The 11,870-nt window shown below is 75.2% G+C and carries 9 protein-coding genes and 1 pseudogene; 7 read left to right on the forward strand and 3 right to left on the reverse strand.

Annotation, left to right across the window (positions count from 1 at the left end; genetic code table 11):
- Positions 1-14: 14 nt before the first annotated feature.
- The 7 genes and pseudogenes from ACLQ2W_RS29435 to cobA all read left to right on the forward strand — a co-directional run.
- A pseudogene (locus ACLQ2W_RS29435) lies at positions 15-1,031 on the forward strand (cobalt-precorrin-5B (C(1))-methyltransferase); the annotation flags it as partial.
- Positions 992-2,323, forward strand: coding sequence for a precorrin-6y C5,15-methyltransferase (decarboxylating) subunit CbiE (cbiE, locus tag ACLQ2W_RS29440; protein WP_425790615.1), 1,332 nt, complete (start codon positions 992-994; stop codon positions 2,321-2,323). The pseudogene ACLQ2W_RS29435 and the gene cbiE, both read left to right, overlap by 40 nt.
- Positions 2,311-4,038 (forward strand): precorrin-3B C(17)-methyltransferase, encoded by a 1,728-nt coding sequence (gene cobJ, locus ACLQ2W_RS29445; RefSeq protein ID WP_425790568.1) that lies wholly within the window; start codon positions 2,311-2,313, stop codon positions 4,036-4,038. Before cbiE ends, cobJ begins: the two co-directional genes overlap by 13 nt.
- Positions 4,026-4,223, forward strand: coding sequence for a DUF362 domain-containing protein (locus ACLQ2W_RS29450; RefSeq protein ID WP_107155315.1), 198 nt, complete (start codon positions 4,026-4,028; stop codon positions 4,221-4,223). The genes cobJ and ACLQ2W_RS29450 overlap by 13 nt, the downstream gene beginning before the upstream one ends.
- Entirely contained in the window at positions 4,220-5,320 is a 1,101-nt protein-coding gene (locus ACLQ2W_RS29455) for a HoxN/HupN/NixA family nickel/cobalt transporter (protein WP_425790570.1), read from the forward strand. The genes ACLQ2W_RS29450 and ACLQ2W_RS29455 overlap by 4 nt, the downstream gene beginning before the upstream one ends.
- Positions 5,317-5,913: a precorrin-8X methylmutase gene (locus tag ACLQ2W_RS29460; RefSeq protein ID WP_425790572.1), complete on the forward strand. Its 597-nt coding sequence runs from the start codon at positions 5,317-5,319 to the stop codon at positions 5,911-5,913. The genes ACLQ2W_RS29455 and ACLQ2W_RS29460 overlap by 4 nt, the downstream gene beginning before the upstream one ends.
- A complete protein-coding gene (gene cobA / locus ACLQ2W_RS29465; protein WP_425790574.1) occupies positions 5,910-7,532 on the forward strand; it encodes a uroporphyrinogen-III C-methyltransferase in 1,623 nt (540 codons plus the stop codon). Before ACLQ2W_RS29460 ends, cobA begins: the two co-directional genes overlap by 4 nt.
- A gap of 98 nt (positions 7,533-7,630) precedes the next feature.
- On the opposite strand, the gene ACLQ2W_RS29470 is transcribed toward cobA, so the two are convergent.
- The 3 genes from ACLQ2W_RS29470 to ACLQ2W_RS29480 all read right to left on the reverse strand — a co-directional run bounded on the left by ACLQ2W_RS29470 (position 7,631) and on the right by ACLQ2W_RS29480 (position 11,807).
- Positions 7,631-9,679, reverse strand: coding sequence for a glycogen debranching N-terminal domain-containing protein (locus tag ACLQ2W_RS29470; RefSeq protein WP_425790617.1), 2,049 nt, complete (start codon positions 9,677-9,679; stop codon positions 7,631-7,633).
- A 5-nt stretch (positions 9,680-9,684) separates the two neighbouring features.
- Positions 9,685-10,044 carry an SCP2 sterol-binding domain-containing protein gene (locus ACLQ2W_RS29475; protein ID WP_425790576.1) on the reverse strand — a complete coding sequence of 120 codons (360 nt, stop codon included), beginning with the start codon at positions 10,042-10,044 and terminating at the stop codon, positions 9,685-9,687.
- Positions 10,045-10,271: 227 nt separating this feature from the next.
- Entirely contained in the window at positions 10,272-11,807 is a 1,536-nt protein-coding gene (locus tag ACLQ2W_RS29480; RefSeq protein ID WP_425790578.1) for a ricin-type beta-trefoil lectin domain protein, read from the reverse strand.
- Positions 11,808-11,870: the final 63 nt, after the last annotated feature.

Here is an 11,870-nt window from a genome sequence, read left to right on the forward strand (position 1 = left end):
CGCGTACCGCGAAGGTGCGGCCCACCGCGCTGCGTACCGGCTGGACCACCGGGGCCTGCGCGACGGCCGCGGCCAAGGCCGCGGTGACCGCGCTGGTCACCGGCGTGCCGCAGCCCGAGGTGGAGATCGGGCTGCCGGCCGGCCGACGGGTCCGCTTCCCGGTCGCCCGCTGCGAGCTGACCGGCGTCCCACCGCGGCGCGCCGAGGCGGTCGTGGTCAAGGACGCCGGTGACGACCCGGACGTCACCCACGGCGCGGAGCTGACCGCCACGGTCGACTGGACCGACGCCCCCGGGCTGCGCCTGGCCGGCGGGCCGGGCGTGGGCACCGTCACCAAACCCGGCCTGGGGCTCGCCGTGGGCGGCCCGGCGATCAACGACACCCCGCGTCGCATGATCGACGCGGCGGTGGCCGAGGTGGTCGACCTGGCCGAGGTCGGCGTCCAGGTGGTGATCAGCGTCCCCGGGGGCGAGATCATGGCCCGCAAGACCACCAACCGGCGGCTCGGCATCCTCGGCGGCATCTCGATCCTCGGCACCACCGGGATCGTCCGGCCCTTCTCCACCGCCTCCTGGCGGGCCAGCGTCGTGCAGGCCGTGCACGTCATGGCCGCGCAGGGCGAGCGGACCGTGGTGCTCTGCACCGGTGGGCGTACCGAGCGGGCGGCCCGCGCGCTGCTGCCGGAGCTGCCCGAGGTCTGCTTCGTCGAGGTCGGTGACTTCACCGGCGCGGCGGTCCGGGCCGCCGTCGCCGACGGCATGACCGGTGTGGTGTTCGTCGGCATGGCCGGCAAGCTGGCCAAGCTCGCCGCCGGCGTCCTGATGACCCACTACACCCGCTCGGCCGTGGACCTGTCGCTGCTCGGCGCCGTCACCGCCGAGGCCGGCGACGACCCGGCGCTGGTCGCCGCCGTGACCGGGGCGAACACCGGCCGGCACGCGTACGAGCTGTGGGAGGCCGCCGGGCTGCTCGGCCCGGCCGGGGACCTGCTCTGCCAGCGGGTCCGGCAGGTGCTGCTGCGCTTCGCCGGGCACGCCGTCACCGTGGACGTGGCGATGGTCGACTTCGCCGGGAGTCGCACGGTCGCCGCCACCGGCCGGTGGTCGCGGTGAGCACGGTGACCGTGGTCGGCCTGGACGCGGCCGGTGCGCCGGCGCATCCCGCCCTGACGCCGGCGCTCGCCGCGGCCCGGCTGGTGGTCGGCGCGGCCCGACACCTGGCCGCGGTGCCCGTGCCGCCCGGCGCGGCCACCGTCACGCTCGGGCCGCTCGCCCCCGCCGTGGACCGGCTGGCCGCCGCCGTCGCCGCCGGCGTACCCGCCGTGGTGCTGGCCAGCGGCGATCCCGGCCTGTTCGGCATCGTCCGGCGGCTGCGCGCGGCCGGGCTGCCGCTGCGGGTGGTGCCGGCGGTGTCCAGCGTGGCCGCCGCGTTCGCCCGCGCCGGGCTGCCCTGGGACGGCGCCGCGGTGGTCACCGCGCACGGCCGGGACCCGCGGCCGGCGCTGAACGCCTGCCGGGCACTGCCGCTGGTGGCGGTGCTCACCGCCCCCGGCGCCGGGGCCGCCGAGCTGGGCGTCGGGCTGGTCGGCTGGTCCCGCCGGCTGCTGGTCGCCGAGCACCTGGGCACCGACGCCGAACGGATCTGCGAGGTCACCCCGGCGCAGGCCGCCGCCGGGACGTGGTCCGACCCGCACGTGCTGCTCAGCGTCGCCGCGCCCGACCCCGGCGGGATGCGGTGGGACAACCAGCCGGCCGCCGCGCCGGCCGCCGGGTGGGCCCTGCCGGAGAGCGCCTACGCCCACCGCGACTCCATGATCACCAAGTCGGAGGTACGCGCCCTCGTCGTCGCCCGGCTGCGCCCCCGGCTGGGCCGGCTGGTCTGGGACGTCGGCGCGGGCAGCGGATCGGTCGGCATCGAGTGCGCCCTGCTCGGCGCGGCGGTGCTCGCCGTCGAGCACGACGCCGGGGCCGCCGACGCGATCCGGGCCAACGCCGCCGCGCACGCCGTCGACGTACGGCTGGTCGTCGGGCGTGCCCCGGCGGTGCTGGCCGGCCTGCCCGACCCGGACGCGGTCTTCGTCGGCGGCGGGGGCACCGACGTCCTCGCCGCCGTGCTGGCCCGCCGCCCCGACCGGGTGGTGCTCACGCTGGCCGCCCTGGACCGGGTCGCGCCGGCCGTGGCGCTGCTCCGCGCCGCCGGCTACCGGGCCGGGGGCAGCCAGCTCTCCGCCGCCCGCCTCGCCGACCTGCCCGGCGGGTCGATCCGTCTCGCGGCCACCAACCCGGTGGTCGTCCTCACCGGGGAGCGCCCGTGCACCACCTGACCTCGCACGCCCGGATCGGGCTCGTCGCGGCCACCGCCGCCGGCCGACGCCACGCCCGGACCGTCGCCGCCGCCTGGCCGCACGCCCGGCTGGTGCCGGGGGAGAGCGTCGCCGACGCGCTGCGCACCGCCTGGTCCGACTGCGACGCGGTGATCGCCTTCCTGGCCACCGGCGCGGTGGTCCGGATCCTCGCGCCGCTGCTCGGCGACAAGCGCACCGACCCGGCCGTCGTGGTCGTCGACGAGGCGGCCCGGCATGCCGTGGCGCTGCTCGGCGGGCACGCCGGCGGCGGCAACGCCCTCGCCGAGGCCGTCGGCGCGCTGGTGGACGCCCGGCCGGTGGTCACCACCGCCACCGACGCGGTCGACCTGCCCGGCCTGGACACCCTCGGCTGGCCGGTGGAGGGTGCCGTCGCCGCGGTCTCCCGGGCCGTCCTGGACGGCGAACCGGTCCGGCTGGTCGCCGACGCCGACTGGCCACTGCCCGCCCTGCCGCCGAACGTCCGCCCGTCCGCCGCCGACCCCGAGCCGGCCGACTACCGGCTGCTGGTCACCGACCGGCTGGTGCCGCCGGACGACCGGACCGCCGTGCTGCGACCCCCGTCGCTGGTCGCCGGCGTCGGGGCCAGCCGGGGCGTGTCCGCCGACGAGGTGCGCGACCTGCTGCACCGGGAGCTGACGTCGGCGGGGCTCAGTCCGGCCAGCCTACGCTGCCTGGCCAGCGCCGACGTCAAGGCCGACGAGGCGGGCATCGTGGCGACCGCGGACGCGCTGGGCGTACCGCTGGTGACGCATCCGGCGGTGACGCTGGCGGCGGTCGACGTGCCGCACCCCAGCGAGGTGGTGCGCGCCGCGGTCGGCACACCCAGCGTCGCCGAGGCCGCCGCGCTGCTCGACGTCGACGGCCGCACCGGCGACGCCGAACTGCTGGTGCCCAAGACGGCGTCCGCGATGGCCACCGTGGCGGTGGCCCGGCACGCGCCGCGCGGCCGGCTCGCCGTGGTCGGGCTCGGGCCGGGCGCCGCCGACCTGCGTACCCCCCGCGCGGTCGCCGAGCTGCGCCGGGCGGCCGTGGTGGTCGGCCTGGACCAGTACGTCGACCAGGTGCGCGGCGTGCTGCGCCCGGGCACCCGGGTGCTGGCCAGCGGGCTGGGCGCGGAGGAGGCCCGGGCCCGGGCCGCCGTCGCCGAGGCCGCCGCAGGCCGGGCGGTCGCGCTGATCGGCTCCGGCGACGCCGGGGTGTACGCGATGGCCAGCCCCGCCCTGGAGTACGCCGACGAGCGGATCGACGTGGTCGGCGTGCCCGGGGTGACCGCGGCGCTGGCCGCCGGCGCGCTGCTCGGCGCCCCGCTCGGCCACGACCACGCGTACCTGAGCCTGTCCGACCTGCACACCCCCTGGGAGATCATCGAGCGGCGGGTGAGCGCCGTCGCCGAGGGCGACCTCGTGGCGCTGTTCTACAACCCGCGCAGCCGGGCCCGCGACTGGCAGCTCGGCCGGGCCCTGGCGATCCTCGCCGCGCACCGTCCACCGGACACCCCGGTCGGCGTGGTGCGCAACGCCAGCCGCGACGGCGAGCGGGTGCACCTGGCCACCCTGGCCACCCTCGATCCGCAGGTGGTCGACATGTACAGCGTGGTCGTCGTGGGCAGCAGCGACACCCGCCTGGTCGCCGGCCGGATGGTCACGCCCCGGGGGTACCGGTGGCGCTCGTGACCATCGGCGCCTGCCAGGGCTGCGGCGCCTGCCTGCTCACCTGTCCCACACACGCGATCCGGCCGGTCGCCGGCGGCCTGACCGTCCGGGCCGACCGCTGCACCGGCTGCCTGGAATGCGTGGAGATCTGCCCGGTGGACGCGATCCGGGTCACCGGTCCCGACGAACGTGGAGGAACCCGATGAGTCCGACCGCCGTCAGCACCGCGCCCCCGGTCGGCCGGTGGAGCCGCGCCGAACGGGTCCGCCTCGGCGGCATCGTGCTCGCCGTCGCCGTGCTGCACATCGCCGGCTGGAGCCTCTACCTGTACTGGAACAACCAGCCCGTGGCGGCCGGTGGGCTGGCCGGCGCCGGCACCCTGGCGTACGTGCTCGGGGTGCGGCACGCGTTCGACGCCGACCACATCGCCGCCATCGACGACACCACCCGGCTGATGCTGCTGCGCGGTCGGCGGCCGGTGGGTGTCGGCTTCTTCTTCGCCCTCGGCCACAGCGCGGTGGTGCTGCTGCTGGCCCTGATCGTCGGCCTGGCCTCGACGAACCTCAGTGGCGCGGGGCTGGTGCGGGCCCGCGAGCTGGGCGCCACCGTCGCGATCGTCACCGCCACCGTGTTCCTGGCGCTGGTCGCGGTGCTCAACGCGGTGGTGTTGAGCGGGCTGGCCCGGCTGTGGCGCCGGCTGCGCCACGGTGGCCTGGACGAGCGGGAGCTGGACCTGCACCTGCTCAACCGGGGGCTCATGCAGCGGGTCCTCGGCGGTCGGGCCCGGGCGCTGGTGCGCTCCTCGTGGCACATGGCCCCGGTCGGTTTCCTGTTCGGCCTCGGCCTGGAGACCGCCAGCGAGGTGACCCTGCTGGCGCTGTCGGCGAGTACCGCCGCCGCCGGTGGCCTGCCGGTGCTGGCCCTGCTGACCCTGCCGCTGCTCTTCGCCGCCGGGATGTCCGCCATGGACACCGCGGACAGTCTGCTGATGAGCCGCGCCTACTCGTGGGCGTACCGGCAGCCGGCCCGGCGGCTCTTCTACAACCTGGCCACCACCGCGATGACGGTGCTGGTGGGCGCCGTGGTGGCCAGCGTCTACCTGGCCGGGCTGCTGGTCGACCAGCTGGGGATGACCGCGCTCGCCGGGTACGCCGCCGTCGCCGACCACTTCGAGCAGCTCGGATACGTCGTGGTGGGCCTCTTCGTGGCCTCCTGGGTGGGCGCGGTCGCGCTGTGGAAGCTGCGCGGCTACGACCGCCGCTACGCCGGCACGCTGCCCGCCGGCACCGGGGAGCAGCCGTGAGCCGGGTGGTGCACCCGATCGAGGCGGAGTCGTACCGGATCCTGCGCGAGCGGGTCGACCTCACCCACCTGCCGCCGCTGACCCGCGCGGTGACCGAGCGGGTGGTGCACGCCAGCGCCGACCTGGCGTACGTCGACGAGTTGGTCTGCGACGAGGCGGGCCTGACGTCCGGGCTGGCCGCGCTGCGCGCCGGCGTGCCCGTGGTGACCGACGTGGCGATGGTCGCCGCCGGGATCACCCGGGCCGGCCTGGACCTGGTCTGCCCGGTCGCCGAGCCGGCCGCCGCCGAGCTGGGCCGGGCCGCCGGGATCACCCGGTCGGCGGCGGCCGTGCGGATCGCCCTGGACCGGGTCGGTCCGGGCGCGGTGTGGGTGGTCGGCTGCGCGCCGACCGCGCTTGTCGAACTGCTCACGCTGGCCGCCGCACCGGCGCTGGTCGTCGGTATGCCGGTCGGTTTCGTCGGCGCCGCCGAGTCCAAGGCGGCGCTGCGGGCCAGCGGCCTGCCCGCCGTGTCCAACGTGGGGGAGAAGGGCGGTTCGGCGGTCGCCGCCGCCGCCCTCAACGCCCTGCTCTACATCGAGGAGATGCCATGACCGGTCTGGTCATCGTCGGGCACGGTACGCGCAGCGCGGCCGGGGTCGACCAGTTCGCCGCGCTCGTCGAGCGGGTTCGTCGACGCGGTGTCGTCGGGGACGTCGAGGGTGGCTTCATCGAGCTGTCCCGTCCGCCGCTGACCGACGCGGTGACCGCGCTGGTGGAGCGGGGACACCGGGCGCTGGTGGCGCTGCCGCTGGTGCTCACCGCCGCCGGGCACGGCAAGGGCGACATCCCCGCCGCGATGGCCCGCGAGCAGCAGCGCCACCCCGGGTTGACCTACCGCTACGGCCGTCCGCTGGGCCCGCATCCCCTGCTGCACGCCGCCATCGAGGAGCGGATCGACGCCGCGCTGGCCGGCGCCGACCGGGCCGGTACGTGGATCGCGTTGATCGGCCGGGGCTCCACCGACCCGGACGCCAACGCCGAGGTGGCGAAGGTCGCGCGGCTGCTCTGGGAGGGACGCGGTTACGCCGGTGTCGAGCCGGGGTTCATCTCCCTCGCGGAGCCGTCCGTGCCGGCGGTGCTGGAACGGCTGCGCCGGCTCGGGGCGCGGCGGATCGTGGTGGCGCCGTACTTCCTGTTCGCCGGGGTGCTGCCGGACCGGATCGTCGCCCGGTCGGCCGAGTTCGCCGCCGCGCACCCGGATCTGGACGTGCGGGTGGCCGAGGTGATCGGCGACTGCGACGCGCTGGCGGACCTGGTGCTCGAACGGCACGCCGAGGCGCTGGCCGGGGACATCCGGATGAACTGCGACACCTGCGCGTACCGGGTGCTGATGCCGGGCTTCGCCGACAAGGTGGGCCGTCCGCAGCGCCCGCACGACCACCCGGACGACCCGGTCGACGGTCACCACCATCACCACGGCCACGGCCACCAGCACCACCACGAGGCGACGGCGGGGTCGGTCGCGGTCGTCGGCGGCGGGCCCGGCCCGGACGACCTGATCACGGTACGCGGAAAGGCCCTGCTGGACGCCGCGGACGTGGTGGTGGTCGACCGACTGGCCCCGCAGGGGCTGCTCGCGGGGCTGCGTGACGACGTGCTGGTGGTCGACGCGGCCAAGGTGCCCCGCGGTCCGTCGATGGCGCAGGACACGATCAACGCGGCGCTGGTGACGCACGCCCGCGCCGGCCGGCGGGTGGTCCGGCTCAAGGGCGGCGACCCGTACCTGTTCGGTCGCGGCCACGAGGAGGTGCGGGCCTGCGCGGAGGCCGGTGTGCCGGTGACCGTGGTGCCCGGCGTGAGCAGTGCGTTCGCCGCGCCGGCGCTGGCCGGTGTGCCGGTGACCCACCGCGGCGTCGCGCACGACGTCACCGTCGTCTCCGGGCACCTGCCGCCGGGTCACCCCGGCTCGCTTGTCGACTGGGCGGCGCTGGGCCGCGCCCGGGGCACGCTGGTGCTCCTCATGGCGGTGGACACCATCGCCAAGATCGCCGCCGTGCTGGTCGAGCACGGCCGCGCCCCGGAGACGCCGGTGCTCGCCGTGCAGGACGCCGGGCACCCCGGGCAACGCGCGGTGCCGGCCCGGCTGGACGAGATCGGCACGGTCGCCGCCCGGCAGGGTATCCGTCCGCCGGCCGTGTTCGTGGTGGGTCAGGTGGCGGCGCTGGGCTGACCGGCGGGCGGTGGGGGCGTGGGCGACGACCGGTGTCCCGGACCGGGCCCGGGCGAGCGCCGTGGGTGGCAGGGACGCCTTGATGCGCAGCGCCCCGCTCAGGGGCTCGCCGGATCCGGCCGGCGACGCGCGAAGGCGTCGAGCCGGCCCCAGCGGCCGGGAATGTCCAGCAGGGTGATCCGTTCGAAGGCGGGCGGGAGCGCCGGGGTGGTGGCCAGGTGGTCCTCGTGGGGCTCCATGCCCAGCATCGTGCGGAGCAGAAGCAGCGACGCCCCGCTGGACCACGCCTGCGGGCTGCCGGCGGTCGGATACCGGACCGGGTAGCGGGTGGTCCGCCGGTCGAACCCGCCGAACGCCTCGGGCAGGCGACCCTCGAAGAAGCCCGCGGCCTCGATGATTCCCTCAGCGATGCGTCCCGCCTCGTCGGTCAGACCGTAGCGCCGCAGTCCCCAGGCGATGAAGGAGTTGTCGAACGGCCACACGGTCCCGTTGTGGTAGCCCAGCGGGTTGTAGCGGGCCTGCCCCTCGGCCAGCGTGCGGACACCCCAGCCGGCGAACAGCGCGGGACTCATCAGGAGTTCGGCGACCCGGCCGGCGCGCTCCGGCGGGACGATGCCACTCCACAGGAGGTGCCCGATGTTCGAGGACAGGCTGTCCACCGGCGTGCCGTCGCCGTCGAGCGCGAGGGCGTAGTAGCCGCGGTCCGCCAACCAGAAGTCGCGGTTGAACCGTTCGTACAACGCAGCCGCCTCGTTCTCCAGACGCTCGGCCAGGGCCGGATCGTTCCAGAAGGTACGCGCCAGCCGGGCCGCCCGGATCTTGGCATCGTAGGCGTAGCCCTGGGTCTCGCACGTCGAGCGGGGGAAGCCCGGGAGCCGGCCGTCGGCGTAGGAGATGCTGTCCCACGAGTCCTTCCAGCACTGGTTCTCCAGGCCGGTGGAGCGGTTGCGGCGTTCGTACGAGACGTAGCCGGCACCGGTGAGGTCGGCGTGGTTGTCCAGCCAGTCGAGCGCGGCGCGCGCCTCCTGTTCCAGCTCGCGGACGAGATCCGCGTCTCCGCTCCACCGCTCGTACTCGTCGAGCAGCACCAGGAACAGCGGTGTGGCGTCCACGGTGCCGTAGTACGGCGAGTGGGGTTGCTCCTCGAAGGCCGCTGACTCGCCGTAGCGCAGTTCGTGCAGGATCCGGCCGGGATCCTCCTCCAACACGTCGTCGGTGCGCGCGCCCTGGAGCGAGGCCAGGATCCGCAGGGTGGTCGGTGCCAGGGACGGTGTGAACGGCAGCGCCTGTAGACAGGTGAGCAGACTGTCCCGGCCGAAGAGGGTCATGAACCAGGGCAACCCGGCGGCGGGCACGGTGGCGCCGCCGAGCGAGAGCGGCGTGAACCGCAGCGCCGCCAGGTCCACCAGGCTGCGTTGGTAGACCTGCCGCAGCGCCGGGCTGTCGGTGTCGAGTGTCGGAGCCGCCGCCACCCAGGCACGAACGCTGTCGGGCAGGGTCGACGCGTCGGGCCGGAGGGCCCGGAGCCCGGACCGCAGGTCGACGCCGTCGGGTCGCAGCGCTCTCATCTCGGCCCGTACCTCGACCGTCCAACTGGCTCCGGCGTCCAGCCGGATCGAGAAGTCGAGGTGCTCCGGGGTGAAGGTCGCCGGCTCGCTGGCCGTGAGGACGACCTCCCGCTGGAAGGTGGCACGGCGATAGCCCAGCCGTAGCTCGTCGGGGGTGACGTGGGCGTACCGTTCGCCGGCCTTCGCGTCGGCGGCGAACTTGATCTCGAAGATGTCGGCGAAGTCGGCGGCCACCTCGAGACGTACCGTCAGGTCGAGATCCGACTCGCCGTAGTTGAAGACGGTGACGGTCTCGACCATGTCGGCGCCGATGCGGCGTCGTCGGATCGCGGACACGTCCGCCTGGACGTAGTCCATCCGGCCGCCCGGCACGAGGAAGAACGCCACCTCGAAGTACTGGCTGTCGTCCACCGAGAGGGCGGTCATCCGCTCGCCGTCGATGGTGAGCACCCACCGGGACAGGTAGCGCGTGTCGGCGGTGAAGAGACCCACCGGCGCGGCCGACGACGCCTCGACGTCCCCACTGCTGTCGGAGACGACGAAGGTGTTGCCGTCGATGCACGACACGGTGCCCGGCACGTCCTTCACGCGACGCCTCCACCGTGCCGGCCGGCCGTCGCCGCGGGCTTGGGGAAGAGCCGGCCGATCCGCAGTGCGAGCGCGAGATCACCGTCGACCAGGATCTCGCCCCGGGAGATCGCCGCCAGTCCGTTCATCCCGCCGGCCACCATCGCCACGGCGGTCCGTTCGGAGAGCGTGATGACCGTGGTGGCGGGGCCGTCGTCGTCGCTGACCCGGAGCCGCCCGTGGTCGATGTCGAGCCGCCGGTGGTGTACCCCTCGGTCGTCGTGGATGTCGAACCGCACGCTGCCACTGACCTTGACGAGCCGCTCGTCGGGGCTGCTCCGACCCAGACCGTCGAAGAAGGCGTCGATCGACCTCACCCGGACCTCCTCGCTGCCACCGGTGCCTGGCCGGCGGTCGGCTACCCGCGCCGGGGCGGCTCTAACACCGACCACACGGTCGGAGCGGGGTGGAAAGCACGCACACGGGCCGATCCGCGGAACCCGTACCCGGCCCGGCGCAACGCCCGGTTCGGCAGCCGTTCCTGAGCGGCACGACGCCCGTCCTCGGCACACCTCGGACGGGACGCCGTGTCGGGGCGCTCCGCTCAGCCGGTGCGCCACTTCTGGTTGGCGGTGCCGCCGCACTCCCAGAGTTGCAACCGCGCGCCGTCGTTGCCGTTCCAGTCCTTGATGTCGACGCACTTGTTGGCCTGCGGGTTGACCAGGTCCCCGGCGGCGGACAACACGAACTGCTGCGCGGCGTTGCCGCTGCAGGTGGCGATCTGGATGACCGCGCCGTTGTCCCGGGACCCCCAGGCGACATCCATGCACATGTTGTTCTGCGTGCGCACGCTACCGCCGGTGAAGGTCCAGCTCTGTGCCGCCGTGCCGTTGCAGGTCCAGGTCTGGAGGGGAACGCCGTCGGAGAAGTTCGAGTTCGGCACGTCGACGCACTTGTTGTTCCAGTTGCTGATGATCCGGGTCCCGGCGCCGCCACCGCCGGTGGTGACCAGGTTCAGCCCGTAGACGCCGAGGATCTCGTTGACCGGCTGGAACCACATGGTGCCGCCGGAGGTGCAGTTGCCCGATCCGCCCGAGGTCACCCCCTGTGCCTGGTCGCCGGAGAGCCAGGCGCCGCCGGAGTCGCCCCCCTCGGCGCAGGCGTTGCTGCGGCTGAGCCCGTAGACCGCGCCCTGCGCGTAGTTGACCGTCTCCTCCCGACCCAGGAGGGTGCCGCAGCGCCAGCCGGTCGTCCGTCCCGACCGGCATACCGAGCTGCCGATCACCGCGTCCCGGGAGCCGGCGACGGGAGCGTTGCCCCCGGCGTAGTTGTTCACCCAGGGGCGAGGCGTCCAGTCTCCGTTGGTGCGGACCCAGGCGTAGTCGTTGCCGGGGAACGACGAGCCGGCGAAGGTGCCCTGCGCCACGTTGTTGTACCCCCGGGTGGGGCTGCCGGTGGCCCCGCAGTGTCCGGCGGTGACGAAGCCGCCCGCGACGGCGAAGCCGACCGAGCAGAGCACGTTGCCGTTGATGACGAACTGGTCGCCACCTCGGATGTCGTACATCGGGCGCGGCGCGTCCGGAGCCGTCGCGTAGCGGACGAGCCCGCCGGCGAGGCCGCTGCCGCCGACGAACGCGCGGGCGGTGCGCTCCTGGCCCGGCGCGACCCGCACCACGACCTCGTTGGCGACGGCGTCGACGTACCAGCCGCGCACGGCGGAGCCGGGAGGATGGCTGCGTGCCCGCCGATCCAGTGTGGTCAGTGCCGAGGTGAGACTCGTGAGCGCCCGGGGGACGAGCCGGGGCCGGGCCCCCTCGGCCCGTACCGCCGCGGCGGCGGACGCGTCGGTGACGGCGACCGTGAGGGGGCCGCTCGGGTCCAGCCACGAGCCGGCGTACCGGGCGCCGAGGCGGGAGCGCAGCCGTCGGTCGACCACCGCGGCGGCGGCCTCGGCCGTGAGGCGGGCGGTGAGTTGGTCGTCGGTCAGGTGCAGATCGCGGCGCATCGCCTCGGCCATGCCGGCCGGCAGGCCGGACACCTGCGCCGGTGCCCGAGCGACGGGGGGAGCCTCCGGCGGCGCGGCGGCTGGCATCGGCAGCGCGAGCGTCGCGGCGGCGAGCAGCGCCATTGTTCTGGTCATCGAACTCCTTCCGGTTGGTGCGGCGTCGCGCCGTGTCTCCGGGCGCGAGAGAGCGCTCTCAGA

It is taken from the genome of Micromonospora sp. DT227, from assembly GCF_049841835.1.
In the GTDB taxonomy this organism is placed as follows: domain Bacteria; phylum Actinomycetota; class Actinomycetes; order Mycobacteriales; family Micromonosporaceae; genus Micromonospora.